Annotated in this window: 18 protein-coding genes and 1 riboswitch; of the genes, 6 read left to right on the top strand and 12 right to left on the bottom strand. The window is 55.7% G+C overall.

All coding sequences use genetic code 11. The annotated features are described in order from the left end of the window. Window positions 1-134: 134 nt before the first annotated feature. The 3 genes from YWK_RS17720 to YWK_RS20685 all read right to left on the bottom strand — a co-directional run bounded on the left by YWK_RS17720 (window position 135) and on the right by YWK_RS20685 (window position 3,803). Window positions 135-617 (bottom strand): hypothetical protein, encoded by a 483-nt coding sequence (locus YWK_RS17720; protein ID WP_035465662.1) that lies wholly within the window; start codon window positions 615-617, stop codon window positions 135-137. Window positions 618-774: 157 nt separating this feature from the next. After that, complete coding sequence (locus YWK_RS0101170) at window positions 775-2,946, bottom strand: ATP-dependent helicase (RefSeq protein ID WP_245578468.1); 2,172 nt, start codon at window positions 2,944-2,946, stop codon at window positions 775-777. Window positions 2,947-3,023: 77 nt separating this feature from the next. Then, on the bottom strand, window positions 3,024-3,803 hold the full coding sequence (locus tag YWK_RS20685) for a TrmB family transcriptional regulator (protein ID WP_026963339.1): 780 nt from the start codon (window positions 3,801-3,803) through the stop codon (window positions 3,024-3,026). A 108-nt stretch (window positions 3,804-3,911) separates the two neighbouring features. Here YWK_RS20685 and folE point away from each other — a divergent pair, with 108 nt between their 5' ends. Further along, window positions 3,912-4,511 carry a GTP cyclohydrolase I FolE gene (gene folE, locus YWK_RS0101160; protein ID WP_156908992.1) on the top strand — a complete coding sequence of 200 codons (600 nt, stop codon included), beginning with the start codon at window positions 3,912-3,914 and terminating at the stop codon, window positions 4,509-4,511. 71 nt (window positions 4,512-4,582) lie between these two features. On the opposite strand, the gene YWK_RS0101155 is transcribed toward folE, so the two are convergent. Both YWK_RS0101155 and YWK_RS0101150 read right to left on the bottom strand, forming a co-directional pair. Further along, complete coding sequence (locus YWK_RS0101155) at window positions 4,583-5,005, bottom strand: cupin domain-containing protein (RefSeq protein ID WP_245578467.1); 423 nt, start codon at window positions 5,003-5,005, stop codon at window positions 4,583-4,585. Window positions 5,006-5,158: 153 nt separating this feature from the next. Further along, the gene (locus YWK_RS0101150; protein WP_026963336.1) at window positions 5,159-6,979 is read right to left on the bottom strand and encodes an AMP-dependent synthetase/ligase; all 1,821 of its coding nucleotides are present in this window, start codon (window positions 6,977-6,979) and stop codon (window positions 5,159-5,161) included. Window positions 6,980-7,220: 241 nt separating this feature from the next. Between YWK_RS0101150 and YWK_RS0101145 the strand changes: the two genes are divergently transcribed. Next, window positions 7,221-7,739: a DJ-1/PfpI family protein gene (locus tag YWK_RS0101145; RefSeq protein WP_026963335.1), complete on the top strand. Its 519-nt coding sequence runs from the start codon at window positions 7,221-7,223 to the stop codon at window positions 7,737-7,739. A gap of 51 nt (window positions 7,740-7,790) precedes the next feature. Next, window positions 7,791-8,522, top strand: coding sequence for a peptidylprolyl isomerase (locus YWK_RS17710; protein ID WP_035465661.1), 732 nt, complete (start codon window positions 7,791-7,793; stop codon window positions 8,520-8,522). A 58-nt stretch (window positions 8,523-8,580) separates the two neighbouring features. Here the strand turns inward: YWK_RS17710 and metX are convergent, their stop codons facing one another. Together metX and YWK_RS0101130 are read right to left on the bottom strand one after the other, a co-directional pair. After that, a complete protein-coding gene (gene metX / locus YWK_RS17705) occupies window positions 8,581-9,774 on the bottom strand; it encodes a homoserine O-acetyltransferase MetX (RefSeq protein ID WP_245578466.1) in 1,194 nt (397 codons plus the stop codon). A gap of 28 nt (window positions 9,775-9,802) precedes the next feature. Next, complete coding sequence (locus tag YWK_RS0101130) at window positions 9,803-11,104, bottom strand: homocysteine synthase (protein ID WP_026963334.1); 1,302 nt, start codon at window positions 11,102-11,104, stop codon at window positions 9,803-9,805. 107 nt (window positions 11,105-11,211) lie between these two features. Beyond that, window positions 11,212-11,332: riboswitch (SAM riboswitch) on the bottom strand. Between the two features lie 181 nt (window positions 11,333-11,513). Between YWK_RS0101130 and YWK_RS0101125 the strand changes: the two genes are divergently transcribed. The 3 genes from YWK_RS0101125 to YWK_RS17700 are packed head-to-tail and all read left to right on the top strand — an operon-like array spanning window position 11,514 to window position 14,182. After that, window positions 11,514-12,260, top strand: a complete 747-nt coding sequence (locus YWK_RS0101125) for a phosphocholine cytidylyltransferase family protein (protein WP_026963333.1) — start codon at window positions 11,514-11,516, stop codon at window positions 12,258-12,260. After that, window positions 12,253-12,975 carry a CDP-alcohol phosphatidyltransferase family protein gene (locus YWK_RS0101120; protein WP_026963332.1) on the top strand — a complete coding sequence of 241 codons (723 nt, stop codon included), beginning with the start codon at window positions 12,253-12,255 and terminating at the stop codon, window positions 12,973-12,975. Before YWK_RS0101125 ends, YWK_RS0101120 begins: the two co-directional genes overlap by 8 nt. A gap of 52 nt (window positions 12,976-13,027) precedes the next feature. After that, on the top strand, window positions 13,028-14,182 hold the full coding sequence (locus tag YWK_RS17700; protein WP_051374851.1) for a glycosyltransferase: 1,155 nt from the start codon (window positions 13,028-13,030) through the stop codon (window positions 14,180-14,182). A gap of 142 nt (window positions 14,183-14,324) precedes the next feature. Here YWK_RS17700 and YWK_RS0101110 read toward each other — a convergent pair whose 3' ends face one another. The 5 genes from YWK_RS0101110 to YWK_RS0101090 form a co-directional block, all read right to left on the bottom strand. Continuing rightward, on the bottom strand, window positions 14,325-15,908 hold the full coding sequence (locus YWK_RS0101110) for an acetate--CoA ligase (protein ID WP_026963331.1): 1,584 nt from the start codon (window positions 15,906-15,908) through the stop codon (window positions 14,325-14,327). A gap of 268 nt (window positions 15,909-16,176) precedes the next feature. After that, window positions 16,177-17,361 carry an acyl-CoA dehydrogenase family protein gene (locus tag YWK_RS0101105; protein WP_026963330.1) on the bottom strand — a complete coding sequence of 395 codons (1,185 nt, stop codon included), beginning with the start codon at window positions 17,359-17,361 and terminating at the stop codon, window positions 16,177-16,179. A 79-nt stretch (window positions 17,362-17,440) separates the two neighbouring features. Continuing rightward, window positions 17,441-17,785 (bottom strand): thioredoxin family protein, encoded by a 345-nt coding sequence (locus tag YWK_RS0101100; protein ID WP_026963329.1) that lies wholly within the window; start codon window positions 17,783-17,785, stop codon window positions 17,441-17,443. A 22-nt stretch (window positions 17,786-17,807) separates the two neighbouring features. After that, window positions 17,808-19,088, bottom strand: coding sequence for an MFS transporter (locus YWK_RS0101095; protein ID WP_026963328.1), 1,281 nt, complete (start codon window positions 19,086-19,088; stop codon window positions 17,808-17,810). A 1-nt stretch (window position 19,089) separates the two neighbouring features. Next, window positions 19,090-19,788 (bottom strand): PIG-L family deacetylase, encoded by a 699-nt coding sequence (locus tag YWK_RS0101090; protein ID WP_026963327.1) that lies wholly within the window; start codon window positions 19,786-19,788, stop codon window positions 19,090-19,092. Window positions 19,789-19,880: the final 92 nt, after the last annotated feature.

Here is a 19,880-nt window from a genome sequence, read left to right as displayed (position 1 = left end):
GGCGAGCCGGGCGAACGTCATTGATAGCCGAGATCTGGTGGAGCCACGGGATTCATTTATCCAGACGGCAGGCACTGCACAACGCGAAAAAAGGCAGCACGGACAATCTGCCGCACTGCCTAGTGGAAACTGTTCTATTTGTTGTTTTTGGCCTTCTTCGTATTCTTGTCCGCCTGCTTGCGAGCCTCTGCCTTGTTGCCTTTCCCATCGCGCTTCTTGTCTTTGACCTTGCTCGGCAAAGGTGCGTGGACATATCCAATGTAGTTTCCTGCGATGTCCATCTTATACTTGCGATTCGGCTGAATCTTGTCGTATTCAGACTTGGTGGTGTGAAACGTCATGGTCTGCATCTTATTCATCTGAATGCCCCGCACCGCTTGCGAGACGCTGATCCGACCCACGACTTGGTACGTCTTGAACCGAGCGTACTTCATCCACTTTGACTTCGGGCGTTCCTTCACAATTTTCTTGTTCAGGACGAATATCTCGTGCCGTTCCTTGGCAGCGTTGTACTGTTCATCAAACTGCTTCTGGCGCTTGCGCGCATAAAGAAATACGAGTACGTAGGCTGCAATCAAAATCGCAATGATGACTATCGTCACAATCCAGGAAAACAAGCGAATCTTCCCCCTGCCAAAGGCCTGTACAAAACGTATGCATGTCCCATTCTAACATCTTTGCACAGAGAATGGGTGACCACAGCGAAATTCATTGTACCACAGGTCTACAGAAGGGTAAAAAAGTGCCGAAGATGACGGGGCTCACCAGGTGACCTTAAGAAGGCTTCTCTGCCACCGGACGGGCGTATTTTTTGGGAAACACCTTCATCCCCACCGAAGGGTGGAACATAACTTCGAGATGCGGTTCCTTGTTGTCTCCTACGCCATCCGGTTTTACCGCCAACACAATGCCTTCGCCGTACTTCATGTGGCGAATCTTGTCTCCCGGTTTCCAATCATACAGTTGGTCGTTCGTGAGTGTCAGCCGCCGCACGTGCGTTTCCGGCAGTTCGTCCAAAAACCGCGATGGTTCCTTATAAGATGCCTGTCCAAACAAGGTGCGCTCCATGCAGTAGGTCATGTGCAGCTTGTCCTGCGCTCGCGTGATCCCGACGTAGCAGAGGTTGCGCTCCTCTTCGATGCCTCGGTCATCGTCGACGGATCGACTGTGTGGGAAAATGCCTTCCTCCATACCAATCATGAATACGACAGGAAACTCGAGTCCCTTGCTCGCGTGCAAGGTCATCAGTTTCACTGCCTCACTGGACTTTCCCTTTTCCTTGTCAACGTCGCTCAGCAGGGAGACCTCTGCCAGGAATTCGAGCAAGGTACCTTGCCGGCGCCGGTCAAACGACTTGGTGACACTGAACAACTCGTCGATATTTTCGGCCCGCTGTTGATCTTCCGTTTTGCTGCTTTCCGCGTACATCGCGCGGTATCCTGTGGCATGCAAAACTTCCGCCAGAAAATCGGTGACGGGCATTCCTTCCATCCACAGCATCAGTTCCTGCAGCGTGTCGTACAGCTGTTTCGCAGCTTCCGCTTGCTTGTCGGTCAGTTCGGCCTGTTTGCCACAGTTCAGCGCTTCGAGCAAAGTGAGGTCTTCCGCATGGGCGTAGTCGAGCAACTTGCCGACCGCCTGATCCCCAAGCCCGCGCTTCGGTGTGTTGATAATCCGCAACAAGGAAATCTCGTCCTTCGGATTCGCCAACACGCGCAAATACGCGAACACATCCTTGATCTCCCGGCGGTCGTAGAAGGTCAGGCCGCCCACGATGGTGTACGGAATGGCCATGCCCATGAGCGCCTCTTCCACCGCCCGCGACTGTGCATTTGCGCGGTACAAGACAGCACAATCGCCGTAACTCCCCCCTTCGCTTACGTGCTGCTGGATTTGTTCCGCGACATAGCGGGCTTCGTCTTCACCGTCCGTCAGCGCGCACACGACAATCGGCTCGCCGCGCCCACGTACGGATTTCAGGTTTTTCTCCTTGCGCATCTTGTTGTTTCGAATGACGGCGTTAGCGGCTTCCAGAATGATCTCCGTGGAACGGTAGTTGGTTTCCAGTGTGATGACGGTGGCATCCGGGTAGTCGCGTTCAAAGTTGAGGATGTTCCGAATGTCCGCGCCCCGCCACGCGTAAATGGCCTGATCCGAATCCCCGACCACGCACAAATTGCGGTACTTACCAGCCAATAGCTGTGCGAAACGGTACTGCGCGTGGTTCGTATCCTGATACTCATCCACGTGGATGTACCGAAACTTGTCTTGATACAACGCACGTACGTCGTCAAACTGCTCGAGCAGCCGGACCGTATTGACGATGAGATCATCGAAATCCATCGCGTTCGCGGCGTACAAGCGATTCTGGTACAACTCGTACACATCCTTGGCGATGGCATCGCTCAGTCCAGCGCTCTCCTTGATGGCACCAACCTGTTTCGGACCTTTCAACTCGTTCTTCCACTTTGAGATGTGCGCTTGAATCGAATACACGTCAAACTTTTTGATGTCGTAATGAAGGTCGAGCATCGACTGCTGAACCGCACTTTTTTGATCATCCCCGTCAAGGATGGTGAACGTCGGCGTGTACCCGAGCCGCTCGGCCTCGCGCCGCAGAATCTTGACGCAAATACTGTGGAACGTGCCCATCCACAAATCTTCCGCCGCGTGGCCCACCAACTTTTTCACGCGCTCCCGCATCTCTTTCGCTGCCTTGTTGGTGAAGGTAATGGCCAGCACCTGATGCACGGGGACTTTCTGTACCTGCAACAGATAGGCAATGCGTCGGGTGAGTACGCTGGTCTTTCCACTTCCCGCACCAGCAAGCACCAATACTGGGCCCTCTGTGGTCTCAACCGCCTGCTTCTGTTCAGGGTTTAGCCCTTTCAACAAACTTTGCCGATGATCAAAATCCGGATGCACCGAGGATGAAGTCTGAGTCAAGGCGATGTTCCTCCCAGTGCGTATATCTGTCAGAATCATTGCAAACCATGTCTACACGTGTCTCGTTGTTCACGTGTTCAAAACGTCCGCGTCAGAATCCGTAAACTCGACGGGAGCGACTGTGCGTCGACTTGTCCCGTTTGCAACAGCTGCGAAATGAACAGGCTCTGTTGGAGGAATAGCGCAGCCATCTGCGCAAGTACAGGCAACCGTGTGCGAATCCCAGTGACCTTATCTCCTGAAATTTCGCCCGCCACGAGCACGGCTCCGTCAGCGACCACCATGAACCAACGCCTGTCTTGTGGAACGGGTGCTGCCAGCGAGTGAATCGCTCCACGGCACGACTGACAGGGGCCGGTACAATCCGTCAGACAAAGCGTGGTAAGCGTCACAGATTGGCACAGGTCGGAGAAAACGGGGGCTAACGCAAGGGATTCCTGCGCATGCAGTGCGACCGTTGCGTGCTGCTTTGTACCACGCAGTGCATCCGCTGCGAAAAACATCAGGTTGTCGTAGCCGTCAAACGACTCCACGTGCTCTCCGTCCCCCCGTTGGGTGACGCTCTGCAGGTGGCGCTCCAAGTCCTGCATCATTTCGAGGAATGAGGTTCGCATCCGCTGCATCACCAAATCTGGCGCGACCGCCATGTAACGGACTGCATCTGGAGATACAACGCGCGTGGCCGCACCGCGGGACTCAAGCTTCTGCAACACGGTATAAATATTGCCACGCGGAACGCGTGAGGTCTTCGCCAGTTCGTATCCAGTTTGCGGACTTTTGTACAGTAAGGCGACGTACGCCCGCGCTTCGTAATCGGTGAAACCTGCCTTCTGCAACAACGGTTCCAACGCGGACACGGTCCCTATCACCTCTTGCGTAGTCGTTGATATGACTACTATAATGAGGCGAGATCTTTTTTGCAACGAAACGCGAATGTCCAGGTCGCACGCAAAGGAGGCGCTGGAATGTTGATAGATTCGTCCATGACCGACGTCAATACCGAGAAGTTGAAAACGCGCAACGAGATTGCGTACCACGTACAGGAGATTCTCAAACTCATTGGAGAAGACGTGGCACGCGACGGTCTATTGGACACGCCGATGCGCGTGGCAAAAATGTATGAAGAAGTGTTGGGCGGCATGCACGTTCAACCGGAAAGCGTTCTGAGTACGACATTTGAAGAGCGAACCGAAGGTCCCGTGATTGTCTCTGACATCACGTTCTATTCTTTGTGCGAACACCACATGGTTCCGTTTTTCGGAAAGGCGCACGTCGCGTATTTGCCGTCTGAAAAAATCGTCGGGATCAGCAAGTTGGCACGTTTGGTCGATGTGTTTGCAAGGCGGTTACAAGTACAAGAGCGGATGACAGAACAAATCGTCGACACCATTGACCGAGTGTTGCAGCCCAAAGGCGTCATTGCGCTGATTGAGGCGGAGCATACGTGTATGTGCGCCCGGGGCGTGAAAAAACCCGGATCGAAAACCACCACCCTGGCATCCCGCGGGGCGTACAACGCGAATTACGACTTGCGCCGGGAATTTTTGCAGATGATTGGTCGATAAGCGGTCACTGGACGCGCACGTTCGCATGTAAGGGGAAGCCTAAGTTGTTAGGCTTCCCCTTACATGTGCATCTAGAGTAGTTTGGAACCGTATTTCTCGAAGAGCTGCTTCATGGTTTCCGGAGCACGTTGTTCCGTAGCGTGGATGGCGTCAATCAATGCTTTAATCTGTGCTGTCATGATGATAAGGTAGCGCACCGGGGTAGGTTTGGGATTCCAAAAAGTGTGCTTTGTCATCGGGGGAGCCACAATGGCATCCCCGGCATCAAGATGGTACGTTATGTCACCGATTTGGACTCCAAGGGTTCCCTCAAGAACATACCATGCTTCACTATCCTGATAGTGTAGGTGATGCGGCGCCATAAGTTGAGGCTCTGCATCTACGGGAGTACCTGAAGTAGTCCACTCGGCAATCACTAGGTCCGCCCCAAATGGCGCAAGTGTTTGACCAGCCAATGGCGTCGCGATAATATCCGAACGCGAAAAAATGGGCAATGTCCATGCCTCCCAGCGGTAGTACCAAGCCTGGATTCTTGGCGGCCTGTCCAAGGTATGGAATGACCGCCTGGATGATGACTCCCCTTGGCAGTATAGCCGCCAGGGACGTGTCGGTGACAGGTACACGGCTGATTTGGGCGTGCTTCGGCATTACGCAGGACTGGAGGCACTCGCTCTGGATTCCTCGTACAGCGCGTCAATCTCTGCCTGGTACGCCGCCACAACCGCCTTTGCACGCGCTTTCAACGTGGGAGTCATGAGACCGTTGTCCACCGTGAACGGTTCACGCGCAATCAGGATTTTCTTCGGCTGTTCGAATTTCGCGTACTCCCGCGTCGCTTCCTCCACCTCACGGAGTAGGAAGTTCACCAGAGCGACGTCCTTGTGCCACTCGGACCTCGGCGGAACGTCTTTTCCTCGACGGCGATACCAATCTGCTACGAGGGGTTCGTTCGGGACGACGATGGCACTAATGTATTTACGCCCCTGTCCAATCAACACGACTTGGTCCACCACCGGGCGTTTGAGAATATCCCCTTCAATGGGTGCCGGCGTCACTTTCTTTCCGGTGGACAGCACGATAAGGTTCTTTTTCCGGTCGGTGATCTGTAGTTCACCGGTTGGCGTCACGCGTCCAATGTCTCCTGTGCGCAACCACCCGTCCTCCGTGAACGCCTCCCGCGTCGCTTCCTCGTTGTGGTAGTACCCGCGCATGATACTCGGACCTTTTACCAAAACCTCGCCGTCATCGGCGATTCTGACCTGCACGTTGTGCAGAATCCGTCCCGCGGTACCAAGGACCGGCGCTTCGGGGCGATTTGCCGCCACAACGGGAGAGGTCTCCGTCATCCCGTACCCTTCGGCAACAGACATACCAACGGCCGTAAAAAACCGTCCAACGTATCGCGGCAACGGCGCGCCTCCAACAATGACCGCGCGCAGCTGCCCGCCAAACAACGCCTGAATCTTGTGGAACACCAGTCTGTCCGCTAAGGCCAGCCGTGCACCTGCACGCGCCGATTTTTCCACCCTGACTTTAGTTCCGAGGTCGACCGCCCACTGAAACAGCCGTTGTGTCACTTTCCCGGACTGCTGAACTTTTTCGTATACACCCTCCTGAATTTTCTCCAACAGGCGCGGGACTGTTGTAAAGATGGTGGGGGGTATCACCCGAAAATCGTCGAGAATTTGCTGAAAATTCCTCGCGTAGGCAATCGAAGCTCCAGCTGCAAAGGGCACAAATTGGCCGCAAGTCCGTTCAAAGATATGAGACAACGGCAAGTAGGATAACGAACGGTCGGTAGGGTACAACCTGACAATTTCCCGAATGCCTTCAATATTAGCGAGAATATTGCCATGGGTTAACACCACACCTTTGGGAACGCCCGTCGTGCCTGAGGTAAAGACAATCGTCGCTACATCGTCACGCGTCAGGCCCGCCCAGAACCCCTTCCACTCCTCCTCGCTCAACGTGTGCCGGGCGCGGATCCAATCTTCGTAGAAGTAAACCTGAAAGCGTTTGCGAGCAGCGTGCAGTAGTTGAGGGTCACGGGATTCGTCGAGGACCACGAGAAATCTCAAACCGGGTATCGATGTGGCAGGAATGTCCAGCACTTTTTTCAACTGTTTCATATCCTGCAGCACGAGTCCTTCCATGTCGGAATGACGAATGATAAACTCCATTTGGTTCGAAGGAAGGCTTGGATAAATGGGCACCGTTACTGCACCTAGGCTCATCACCGCCACATCGACAATCGGCCACCAGGACCGGCTCAGAGCCAGTAGACCGACTTTGCTGTCATATTGCACTCCTTCTTCGCGCAATTTCCCGCTCACTCGGCGAATGTCTTCCCACAACTGCGCGTAGGACATTGCGATGAACGTTCCATCTGCCTGTGGGTCCCACACGGCGGGTCGGTCTTTGAACGCATTGACCGAAGTCTCTAACATTTCAAGAATATTGTGGGCCACTTCACCATCCCCTTCCCAGCATCCGTGCGTGAACGTTCTAAAATACGCTCGCCAAAATGACATGATGTCACTACTTTGTGTATATTTCGACATATCTTCCGAATTCCCTGCTCTCCACACCATGAGAATGATATCCTCACGGACCTTTCACAAACGTCTGTCGAGTCAAGCAGGAATCGTCCCTTGGCATGTCTAACCTATTACCGTTTGGTTTCCTTGACTGAAAAAAGAGGAATTCGTGATGAAGGTTGCATTCATTGCATGGGAAAACTGTACCATACAGGACGTTGCACCGGTATTGACGGCGCTAAAGCGAGCCCAGTACGCCGTCCGCACGTTGACCCTCGACGGTTCGCCTGTGACAGCCGATTGCGGCTTAACGTTGCTGCCACACGGTGCCTTGGGAACGGCCAGCCCGCGAGACTTTCAGTGGCTGCTGTTACCCAGCGGTGGCATGACATCATCCCTGCTCGAAAATCCCCACCTGCACCGTTTCATTCGCCAGTTCAATGGGCAACACAACGCTTGGCTAGCCGCGAGCGGAGACGCATGTGCCATTCTCGGGGCAGCCGGGCAGCTGGGTGGTTTGAGGTTCACCGGTCCGTCCGATACTGTCGAGAAGTACGCCTCACTCTTCACGTACTCTGCGTACACAGGCGAAGACGTGTGCCTGGATGGCAACGTATTCACAGCCAAGAACAGTGTCGGTTGTGCGCTTGCAGAGGCGATTTGCAAGCGAATTGGAGTCGAAGCGGGATAACTCAAGCGGTACATAGGAAACCATGACAAGTACAACAAGGAGGTATACCCAATGAAATGGAGTTTACACAGAAGCCTCTACGGACTGTGTGGCGTCGCGGTGTTCATGGCCACGGCGTGCGGAGCACCGCAAGCCAACAACGCCGGGAATGCGGATCAGACCAATTCCACTGCCAACGCGACCAGTGCAAGCCAGGCCAATACGACGACCGACAACAGCATCTCAGGGGCTAGGGCGAAAGCGCCGATGCAGTGGTCCTCGCCACCGGCCATGCAGATTGACCCGCACAAACAGTACTCAGCCGTCTTCCACACCAATTACGGCGACTTTACCGTGCAACTGTTTGCGTCGGAGAGTCCAAAGACTGTTAACAACTTTGTGTTTCTAGCCAAGCACAACTTCTACAACAACGACAAGTTCTTTCGCATCATCAAGACGTTCATGATTCAAACGGGCGATCCGCTCAACAATGGCACCGGCGGCCCCGGCTATCAGTTCGCAGATGAACTGCCCCCGAAACACCCCTACGCACCGGGCATTGTGGCGATGGCCAACGCAGGCCCAAACACAAACGGGAGCCAATTCTTCATCTGCACCGGACAAGACGCTGCAAATCTCAACGCGCAGCCCAACTACACCGAATTTGGCAAGGTGGTATCCGGCATGGACGTCGTGGAAAAAATCGCTGCCATCCCGGTCGTCGCCAATCCAATGATGCAGGGCGAACAGAGCAAGCCGACGAAAGACGCCTTCATTCAATCCATCGACATCGTCGAAAAATAATGCACGTGCCTCGGACGGGCACGTGCACCTGAAGTAAAGTTCCCTCACGGGGCACGACCTAGATTCCATCTAACAGCGCGCCTAACTGCGCCTGATCCGCAAGAAACGCGTCGTGCCCGAAGTGGGACTTCATTTCCAAATAACGACTGTGAACGCCGCACGCCGCTGCCAGTGCGGCGTCTCTTTTTAAGTCCTCCGCTGCGTAGAGATAGTCCTGGTCAATGCCCACGACTGTAAGGCGAGTCTCCAGGTCAGAGAACGCTGCCTCCAACCCACCTCTACCGCGGCCAATGTCATGACTGTCCATCGCCCGCGTCAAGTACAGGTAGCTGTTCGCGTCAAAGCGTCCATTGATCCGCTCGCCGTGATGATCCAAATACGACTCGACCTGAAACCACGGTTCTGCCAAGCGGTCTTTCAGAGATTCCGTGCCCTGCACAGGCGTGTGAATCAACCGACTCCACGTGGGTGAACTCGTTTCTGTGCGGCCAAACCGCTCTTGAAACAGCGGCCCCGTCCGGTAGGTGAGCATCCCGATACTCCGAGCCGTCGCGAGTCCCCTCATGGGACGGCGGCCAGTGCCGTAGTAGTCACCGTCTTGCCAGTCTGGGTCCGACATGATGGCTTGTCGCATGGCGTGGTTGTACCCGATGGCCAGGGGTGGAAACGAGGCGTGTGCCGCAATCACCACAGCGTGTTCTACGTGTCCGGGATACAGAAAAGGCCATTCCCACGCCTGCATCCCCCCCATGGAGCCGCCAATGACGACGTGCACACCCGTGATCCCCAGTGCGTCCAGCACCCGGACCTGCGCCTTCACCATGTCGCGAATGGTCACCAGCGGAAACCGCAATCCGTACGGCTTGGCATCGCGGGCAAGGCTGCTGGGTCCTGTGGACCCAGCGCACCCTCCCAATACGTTGGTGGCCACCACGAAGTACTTGTTGACGTCAATGGCCTTCCCCGGACCGATGAGGTCCGACCACCACCCTGCCCCCTCGTGGCTGGCGGCAGCGCGCGAATCCCCGGTCAACGCGTGGCAGATGACCACCACGTTGTCCTTTGTCTTGTTCAACGTCCCCCACGCGTCAAAGCGAATGTCCACGGGCGACAGCGTCTCACCGAGCTCGGTCGTGAAGTGCGGGATGGTCAACAGGCCGCAAACGTGTCGGTACTCAGGATTCTCGTGCCACTCTGAAAACGTCGCGCCCGGTGCCGAATCTGTCTTCGCAACGTCGGTCGATGTCTCCACCGTGCCCATCCCCTTCTCCACGAAATGATCAGGCCGTGACTGTGACTCGCGCAGCAGTCAGCGCGTCTTCCAGGTCTGCCAGCAGGTCGTCAACCGTCTCCAAGCCAATGGACAGCCGAATGAGGTTTGGCTTCACGCCAGATGCAATCTGTTGTTCCTCGGTCAGTTGCTGGTGCGTCGTGCTCGCCGGATGGATGACCAGGCTCCGCGCATCGCCGACGTTCGCTAAATGCTTGAACAACTTCAGGTTGTCAATGAACGCTTTGCCGGCTTCGACACCACCCTGAATGCCGAACGTCAGAATAGCACCCGCGCCTTTGGGCAGATACTTTTGGGCGAGAGCGTAGTATTCGCTGGATTCAAGCCCTGGGTAGTTCACCCATTCCACCTGTGGATGCGCCTCAAGGAACTTGGCGACAGCCAGCGCATTGGAGGAATGGCGTTCCAACCGCAGCGCGAGCGTCTCCAATCCCTGAATGAACAGGAAGGCGTTGAACGGCGACACCGCGGGTCCGAGATCTCGAAGCAGTTGAACGCGTGCTTTCACAATGTACGCCGCAGCCCCGACGTCCCGCACGTATGAGACGCCGTGGTAGGTTTCATCTGGCTCTACCAGACCTGGGAACTTTCCGTTGTCCCAGGGGAACTTTCCGCTGTCCACGATGACGCCGCCAATGGACGTACCGTGCCCCCCGATAAACTTTGTGGCCGAGTGAATGACGATGTCCGCACCAAAGTCAATGGGGCGGCACAGGTAAGGCGTTGCGAACGTGTTGTCGATAATCAGCGGAATACCGTGGCGGTGCGCGATGTCGGCTAGCGTTTCAATGTCCGCCACGTCAATTCGTGGATTGCCGATGGTTTCCACGTACAACGCTTTTGTGTTGTCGCGGATACTCGCCTCGATGGCTGCGAAGTCGTCCGGTGTGACAAAGGTGAAGTCAATGCCGACCTTGCGCAACGTGGTGTTGAACAAGTTAAACGTGCCACCGTAGAGATTGGTGGAACTGACAACGTGGTCTCCTGCGCCGGCGATGTTCAGGATGGACAACGTAATCGCTGCCTGACCCGACGCCACCGCCAACGCTCCGACGCCCCCCTCCAACCGCGCAATTCTCTGTTCAAACACATCCTGCGTCGGATTCATAATGCGGGTGTAGATGTTGCCCGTCTCTTTCAAAGCGAATAAGTTCGCTGCGTGTTCCGAATTATCAAATGCGTAGGAAGACGTCTGATAGATTGGAACAGCCACCGCGTGCGTGGCCGGATCCGAATGAAACCCCTCGTGCAGTGCAATTGTCTCAAACCCGTTAAATTTCCCCTCTGACATGCTCATCTCTCCTCTGATTTGATTGATAAGATAGGACCCATGACCAAACAAAAACCGCTCCTGAGAGGGAGCGGTGATGGATCTCAATGGATCAAACCTACGCACTCCTCTCATCTCTCAGGACCCAACGCTCTTGGTGTCCTGCAGGAATTGGCACCTCTCCAGGATTTGCTCCCTGGTGGTTGCCGGGCTTCATTGGGCCAGTCCCTCCGCCACTCTGGATAAGAGTTGTCGATGCCGATGTACGGTTTTGTGTTGGCGATAATATACCACTGCCAGAATGGTCTGTCAATCGCGAAATCTGTCGACGATTGCCAGATCCTCGTCGTCCGCCCCCGGTCTCGCTTGACGCAGGGAATGCGCAATTGGTTTAATAAGATGAATGTCCAATTTACGGGAGGTTGGTTGGATGAGGCCGACAAAAGCCATAATCCTCGCCGCGGGACAGTCGACTCGACTGCGCCCACTCACCGACGACAAACCGAAATGTCTACTACCGATGGGGCCAAAGACCATTCTCGATTGGCAACTCGAGGCCCTGCAGAGTATCGACGTCACGGATGTGCTTCTCGTGGTCGGTTACCGGAAAGAAATGATTCAGGAACATATCGCAAAGTTGCACCCGAACGTGCGCGCCACGTACGTGGTCAACTCCGACTTCAAAACGACGAACACGCTGTTTTCCCTCAAACTGGCTTTAGAACAGTACGAAGGGGATTTCTATTACCTGAATGCGGACGTCGTCTTTGACCATCAGATTTTGCAGCGCCTCGCGCCTCTCTCGGGCGGAGGGTACCTTGCTGTGGATCGGAAGCAGTGCCGCGAAGAGGAAGTCAAAGTGATTGTCTCCGGAGACCAAATTACGGCAATCGGAAAGCATCTCAATCCCGACATCTGTTACGGGGAATTTATCGGCGTGGCCAAGTTTACAGGCGACTTTGCGCGCGCGTTCCGCGAGACCGTTTATCGCGAAGCCGTTCCAGGCAATGAAATGAAGTTCTTCGAACACGCGTTGGATGCCATGCATGACAAGTCGCAGATGAAGGCGGTCGACATTACTGGGTTGCCGTGTGTCGAAGTCGATTTCCCTGAGGACTACGAGTACGCGGTCAACGAAGTATTACAGACGTTTAAAAAGGTTGAAGTCAATGAGTGAACTGAAACAAATCAACGCTTGCGCCAAGCGTCCGATTGACATTTGGACAAACTACCTGTACTACCCGTTGTCCATTCGCCTGGTGTACCTCATCCGCAACACCCGGGTCACGCCCAACGGCTTGACCCTGTTTTCACTGTTGCTTGCGCTCATTGGGTGTAGCTTGTTCTCCATCGGCGACCGGACGAGCGTATGGATGGGCCTGATTCTCGTCCAGGTCTCCTACGTGGTGGACTGCGCCGACGGCCAATTGGCGCGATACAAGAAGATGTTTTCGCCGATTGGCGGATGGTTGGATCAAGTTGCGGATAGAATCAAGGAATTTGCCGTGTACTTCAGCCTGGCATATGGGTACACCCGGGTTCACCCAGACCGCATGGACATCTGGATTTGGGCCATGGTGGCCCTGTTTGCACTGTACATGCTGGAGTACCTCGGCCAAGTCGATTTTTTGCGCAAATTGGCCTCTGCTCAGCCTGCAGCAAACGCAGTAGGCTCTTCAGAAAAACAGGATACCTTCAGCCGGATGCAAAAATGGCGCAGTTACATACCGTTCCGTAGTTTTATCATCGGGGAACAGTACTTTACCATGCTGGTGTTCATCGCATTCTACGCGATTGCTCCGTTTTTCGTGTTTGTCAGCGTACTGGGACTGCTGATGGTGGTGTACCGCATCGCGGTCAACCTGTATAAATATCAAAGAATGAAATCGTGACCCATGAGATGGCCACGTTTGTTTGAGCGGGAAGGAGGCACGGACACGTCCAATGATGCGACCAACGATTGTGATTACAGCCGGCGTGACCTGGCATGGCGCCACCGCCCGGCCCCAGCATTTTGCACGTGGACTCGCACAGCGCGGTTGGAACGTGCTTTTCGTCAACGCGCCAATCTCCTGGCTCAGCCCGTTGAAGAATAAGTCCCTCCGCAGCCAACTGCTGCCGAGGAACCCTGTCACCACCATCAACGACCCGACTTTCACCGGACAGCTCCGCGTCTTGTCTCCTGTCGCGGGACTGCCTTTTGCGAATATGTACCGTACGGTGAACAAGTGGAATCAAAGCGTGCTCGCCCAACAAATCCGCGGAGCCATGCCGGGTCCGTACATCCTGTTCCCGATGCTGCCTGGCTCGGTAGATCTCATCCCGCACCTCACGCCCGTGGTGACGGTCTACGACTGCGTGGACTTCCACACCGAGTTTGAGGGGCTGGTGAACCCCACGGTGGTGGGCAACATGGAACGCGAAATCGCCTGCCACAGTCGACTGGTGTTCGCGACATCGGACAAGCTGAAGTCGCGTATGGACGAATTTCACTCCGATGTGCGCTTGTTGCCGAACGCTGCGGAAGTGGACCACTTTGCGAAGACGCAAAGTGCCCACGTACACCCAGCACTGGCCGACATCCCGGGACCGCGTGTAGGTTTCATCGGCGGCATCGGCTCCTGGATTGACCAGGAGTTTATCGCAGGTTTGGCACAGGCCCGTCCGAATGTCCACATTGTCCTGATTGGCCCCGTTGAAACGAACGTCGCGACCCTCGAACGGTGTCCAAACGTGCACTTTCTGGGCTTACGCCCGTATCAGGAACTGCCTCAGTTCCTCGCGGGCTTCGACGCGACGCTGATGGTATTCCGAAACAATGAGCTATCGCAGGCGGTCAATCCGATAAAAGTGTACGAATACCTGGCGGCCGGTAAGGAAGTCATTTCGACACCGATGTACGAAGTGGTGACAAAAATGAAGGAATTGGTTTGGGTTGCAGGTACGCCTGACGAAGGCGCACGTGCCCTCGACCAGATCCTCGCGGGTTGTCGGCGGGTTGACGATGCCACGCGACAAGCGTTTCTCGACAGAAACTCGTGGGCCTCACGTGTCGCCGAGGTCGATGCGACGTTGCGCTCACTGCTGCCGATGAAATGACCAGGTTTGAAATCAGTGAATAAACCCGTATACAGAGAGGCAGGTGATGGGAAACCGTCACCTGCCTTTTTTTAGCGCGTGCTTCGTGAGTCTTCCATGCGTCGACAAGGCCCCCGCACTCTGCACTATCGACAACGACCTGTTACTGCGATTCCCGTGTCGCCGCTGCTGCAGCCTCCATCTTCGCCCGCTCGCGCAGCTCAACCCGCCGAATCTTGCCGCTCGTGGTCTTCGGCAGACTTTCGACAAACGAGATAGATCTGGGGTACTTATACGGCGCGGTGATGGTCTTCACGTGCTCCTGCAGCTCGCTCACGAGCCCCGGGTCTTCCGCATCCTCCGGATTGCGCAGCACGACATACGCCTTCACGATGTGTCCGCGCTCTTCGTCCGGACTGGCGACGACCGCACATTCCGCCACTTTCGGATGCTTGACGAGCGCGTCCTCTACTTCGAACGGCCCAATGGTATATCCGGCGGAGATGATGATGTCGTCTGACCTGCCTTCAAACCAGAAGTATCCGTCTTCGTCCTTTCGGGCCTTGTCGCCTGTGATGTACCATTCCCCGCGGAACGCCCGCTCCGTGCGCTCGGGATCATTTAGATACCCGCGGAACAGCGCCGGATGGGACTTGTGAACAGCGATGTGTCCGACTTCTCCGACGCCGACCTCCTGGCCTTCATCGTCTACAATACTCACAGGCATACCTGGAAACGGCTTGCCCATGGAACCCGACCGGACCTCCATACCTTGCAACGTACCCGCGAGCAATGTGTTCTCCGTTTGACCATATCCGTCGCGGACGGTGATGCCAAACTGGCGCTCGAACGTCTCAATCACTTCGCGGTTGAGCGGCTCTCCTGCCGAGCAAGCGGATCGGAGATGCAACTGGTATTGAGATAGGTTCTTGACTTTCGCCATCAAACGATATTCGGTCGGCGTTGCACAGAGCAAGGAGACCTTGTACTTGTCAAGAAGGGAGAGGTAGGCCTCTGGCGTAAACCGGCCTTGGTAAACAAATGCTGTGGCGCCGTTGCCGAGCGTGGAGACAAACGGGCTCCATACCCACTTCGCCCATCCGGGAGCTGCGGTCGCCCACGCAAGTTCACCGGGTCGCGCGTCAAACCAGTACGTACCGGCCACTTGCAAGTGCTCGCGAGCCCATGCGTAACGGTGCATGACGCCTTTCGGCCCACCCGTCGTGCCGCTCGTGTAGGACAAGAACGCGAGATCTTCGTCGGCGGTGTTCACTATGTAATCCGCGTCCGATCCGAGCGCCGAAACGTCGTCCAACCGCGTCCACCCTTTCTTCTCCCCACCGACAATAAAGAAGTGACCGAGAGTCGGGCACTCCGCACGCGCCTCGTCCGCCGCATCCGTCAATGTGTGGTGAGCAATGATGGTGCTGGCCTCCGAATGTTTCACGCGATAAACAATATCCGATGTACGCAACATCTCGGATCCTGGCAATATTGTCGTTCCTAGTTTGAGCAATGCGAGATAGACAATGTAGGGTTCACTCCCACGGGGAAGCAGTACCAAAACGCGCTGACCGCGGCCGACGCCGATGCGGGCCAGTCCACTCGCCAGTCGGTTCGTTTTCCGCCGGAGTTCCCCGTACGAGGTGCGGTGTTCACTCCCGTCCGCCGATACGCACAGCACCGCCGTCCGATGCGGCGCCTCTAATGCCACTTTGTCCACTTCGAGGGCGAAGTTGTATCCCATGCAAGCCTCTCCTCTGCGAGTTCAGATTTATCCATAGCGAAGATCTTCTAGTCACCCTCCTACATTGTAGGACAGAGAATTCGGAAAAGTCTACCCATACGATTCTCCAGGTATGTATTGACAAGTTGCGGCGTTAAGGGGCGCAACACGGAAGTTGAACGAACTCTATCAGATATCTCATCCCCTTTCGTACGGATGATAGACACGAAAAGGGACAGCACGCCGTGAATGCACTGTCCCTTCGTCCATGTATTGCAAATCGCTGGTGTTATTTCTCGCCTTGGACCTCCTGCACGGCCGCCCTCGCGAGCAGCTTGAACGTAATATCGTCCATCGGAGGATTGTGCAGACCTGCCCGGACGTCGCGGTACAATCGTTCCAGTACCAAATCTCTTGACAAACTCCGTGCCCCGACGACGCGCATGGCAAGATCCACGACGTCCATGGCGTGGTTTGTCGCCAACGTCTTCACGGCAGCCAGCTGCGGCTTGAGTGCCAGCCGCTCTTCCGGTTTGGCTTCGTCCCATCTGCGTGCGATGTCGTACATCAGCGTGCGCGCAGATAACAGTTTTAACTCCATCTCGCCGAGCTTCTGTTGAATGTGCTCCACTTCTGCGATGGGGTGCGGAAGGCTATTGGGCTGGTATGTTGCAGCGTAGTGCACGGCAAAGTCACGCGCATTCAGGGCGATGCCGAGATAACAAGCCGGGATGTGCAGTTGCCAGCCGCCTCCGTCGCGGCTCCGTAAAGACTTCTGCCCAGGTTCAAACACTGCGACGAGGTACCGCTCTGGCACAAAGACGTCCTTTAACACGATGTCGTGGCTTCCCGTCCCCCGCATGCCCATGACATTCCACGTTTCAACGACCTCGACGTCCTGGCCCCGGACGAGAAACTCGCCCGTATTCGGACTGTCTGCAATGGAAGCGGTCACGAGAATCCAATCCAGCTCAGGACTCAGTGAGCTATACGTCTTGCGTCCGTTGATGCGATATCCGCCGTCCACGGCAACGGCGGTGGTTTCAGGGCGTCCGCCGCGACTGGGGCTGCCGGTAGCAGGCTCACTCGCGCAACTGTTGATGAGCGCCCCGCGCTCCATCACGCTGTGGCAGATCTCTTCAAAGATTTCTTCCGGCAACGACCGGCTGGCTCGCAAGTTGAGCATGATGCCCACGTGCCAACCGATGGCTAGTGCGGTGGATCCATCACCGCGCGCGAGCTCTTCCTGATGCAACAACAATTCGTAGAGCGAGATTTCGTCTCCACCGTACTTCTTTGGTACTGTCCAAGTGACATATCCAGATTTGCGCAACGCGTCGATGTGTTCGTGTGGGAATGTGCCAGTCGCATCGAACTTCGGCGCTGTCTCGGCAAACGATTGGGATAGTTTGCGCGTCACTTCAAACCGCTTCCGTTCCTCTTCCGTTCGGATAAACCAATCCTGGCCAGCCAAATCGCCGCCCCCTTCCTAGTGTGCGTTGGTTCGCAAATCGGCCCATTGTTTCGCGATTCGCGAATCTCTCCTCCTCCACTTACGCGTGTGAAGCTTCTGCTTTCGCCAGCACGTCGTCCAGAAACGCTTCGACTTCAGCCTGTGTCTTCCGCAACTTGCTGACAAAGCGAGTCAGGACGTTGCCGTTCTGGTACGCGACAAAGCTCGGAATGCCCATGATATCGAGCGTCTCGCACAGTTCCGGAAACTGGTCCCTATCCACCTTGTACATCGCGATTTTCCCCGCGTACTTCTTCTCCACATCGTCAATGAACCGGTCCAAGAACCGACAGTCAGGGCACCAATTCGCGGAAAACAACATCACGACGGGCGTACTCCCGCGGACGACCGTAAAGTATTCGTCAAGGCTTTCAATGTTCTTCATCCAACTTCCGCCTCCATCCATATCACTCTTCTGAACGGGCTGTGGATTTGCCCGGCAACAAACAGCTGCCAAGGACACCCATCAGCGACAAGATTGTAGGAACGAGGAACGCGTAAAGATACGCTCTCTCTGCGGGTGCTCCGGAGACATGTGTGGGATTGACAGTGTCAATCACAGCGCCGAAAACCACCGGTAACAACACAGCGCTCAAGAAACCACCCATGTTTGCGAAGCCCGAGGTGACCCCTGCACGCTCTTGGGGTGTCGCGTCGCGAATGGTGGCGAACGTCAGAAGACTACCACCACATCCAAACCCGAGGACAAACACAATCACGAAGCTCAGCCATTCTGGCGGGTGGCCACCCGTGAGTGAGACGCTAAACCACGCCAAGGTCGCGATACTCTGCAATGCAATATACGGGCGCTTGCGCTGGCCGAACTTATCTGAAATGTATCCAACTACCGGCCCGCCCACAATCGCACCGATAAACCCAACGAGGATAAATTGCGCGGCAGCGGCCCGGGACATGTGGTACATCGTCATGAATACAGGTACGGCCCACAGACCCGTGAACCCTAAGTAACTTCCCATGATACCGAAGTGGCAGAGAAAGGTGGCCCATGAGACTTGTTCTCGCACCACTCGCTTGAGGGTGAGTAGCAGTGGAATCCGTTGTACGCGCAACGCGGGTACCGGTTGTACCGTCGTTCGCCAGGGCACCCACGTTCTTTGCAACAAAAAGGCGTTTCCCACGGCAAACACCAGTAGCAGCACGCCGAGAATTAAAAACGGCCCACGCCATCCGGCAGCAGAAACCCACGCTGCAAACGGAATGCTCGCCAAAACTGCGCCCAAATTCCCAAACGTCCCAATGAGTCCGAGAATGCCGCCAAATTCTTCGGCAGCAAACCACTTCCCAACAATCAACACAATGTTGATCCAAATGAACGCGTCCCCGGCGCCGACCAACGCGCGTCCGACGAGCAGCCAGGAAAAATTCGGAGCCAGTGAAAACATGACGGTTCCAGCGCCATCCAGCGCCGTGCCAAGTATCAGCAGACGTTCAGGCCCAATCCTATCGGCGAACGCCCCGATGGGGACCTGCAAGACCATGTACAGAAAGTACTGCACGCTGGCCATTGTCCCCAAAATGGCTGAGGACACGCCAAACTGGGCCTGCAACTGGTTCGCAATCACACCTGGTCCGGTGCGTTGCGAAAAGATCACCAGGTAAGTGAACGCAAGTGCGCAAAACACGACCCACCGATAACGCGACCGCGGTTGCCCCAATGACATTTCCATGTTACGCAAACAGCCCTTTCCGCACGCGCTGCGTCACCTGAGGACTGTGGGCAATGAAATACTCGCGACGTGCCAGACGCCCGTTACTTTCGGCGTCGTTCCGCCAGATCCAGCGCATCTGCTGCGACTGCGTCCGATGTGCCCGGTAAGCGGACAACTTGGACTGCAAATGACCTGAGACATCCACCTCTACAACGTGCGGTTGGTTCAAGCCGTAGTCCCCCGGCCGCTTCGCGATGTCTGGCCAGACGGCAAAAAACAACGCCGCTGTGGGATGTTCCCATTGGTAGTCTGCAAACGCCCGGATGGTCGCAGCGCCGATGGCGCAGTGATCCGGATGACCACCGAGCTGTTCGTGAAAGGTAATGACGACGTCCGGTTTTTCCTCTTGCATGTAACGAAGTATCTGAGAAGCCAATGCCTCGGGCGGCACGAACTCTAACGTCTTGTCTCGCAGCCCGAGCCATTCCAACCGTGCCACTCCGAGTGCCTGACAGGCCTTGACCATTTCTGCTTCGCGCAGACGCGGCAGCGATTCCCGCGTCGCAACAAGCGGAACGCCGAGCCTGCGCCCCATCTCTCCTTTGGTTGCACAGAGAAGAACGGTCCGATGACCTTCCGAGGCCGACTTGGCAAGGGTTCCGCCGCACATGAACGTTTCATCGTCCGGATGTGCAAAAACAGCCATCAGCGTACCCACAAGCCGCCCTCCTTTTTCGACTCCCACTCGCCACGTCGTGACAAGCAGAAACAGAACGATTTCGTGTCACAAGACAAATCGTAATCCTTTCG

It is taken from the genome of Alicyclobacillus pomorum DSM 14955 (genome assembly GCF_000472905.1).
Lineage (GTDB): Bacteria > Bacillota > Bacilli > Alicyclobacillales > Alicyclobacillaceae > Alicyclobacillus_A > Alicyclobacillus_A pomorum.
This window is presented reverse-complemented; position numbering and strand designations above follow the sequence as displayed.

Bases quoted from the DNA above. Each gene is read 5' to 3' on its own strand.
- folE (WP_156908992.1), top strand. From the start codon at position 3,912: ATGTTGATAGATTCGTCCATGACCGACGTCAATACCGAGAAGTTGAAA.
- YWK_RS0101145 (WP_026963335.1), top strand. From the start codon at position 7,221: ATGAAGGTTGCATTCATTGCATGGGAAAACTGTACCATACAGGACGTT.
- YWK_RS17710 (WP_035465661.1), top strand. From the start codon at position 7,791: ATGAAATGGAGTTTACACAGAAGCCTCTACGGACTGTGTGGCGTCGCG.
- YWK_RS0101130 (WP_026963334.1), bottom strand. From the start codon at position 11,104: ATGTCAGAGGGGAAATTTAACGGGTTTGAGACAATTGCACTGCACGAG.
- YWK_RS0101125 (WP_026963333.1), top strand. From the start codon at position 11,514: ATGAGGCCGACAAAAGCCATAATCCTCGCCGCGGGACAGTCGACTCGA.
- YWK_RS0101120 (WP_026963332.1), top strand. From the start codon at position 12,253: ATGAGTGAACTGAAACAAATCAACGCTTGCGCCAAGCGTCCGATTGAC.
- YWK_RS17700 (WP_051374851.1), top strand. From the start codon at position 13,028: ATGATGCGACCAACGATTGTGATTACAGCCGGCGTGACCTGGCATGGC.
- YWK_RS0101110 (WP_026963331.1), bottom strand. From the start codon at position 15,908: ATGGGATACAACTTCGCCCTCGAAGTGGACAAAGTGGCATTAGAGGCG.
- YWK_RS0101100 (WP_026963329.1), bottom strand. From the start codon at position 17,785: ATGAAGAACATTGAAAGCCTTGACGAATACTTTACGGTCGTCCGCGGG.
- YWK_RS0101095 (WP_026963328.1), bottom strand. From the start codon at position 19,088: ATGGAAATGTCATTGGGGCAACCGCGGTCGCGTTATCGGTGGGTCGTG.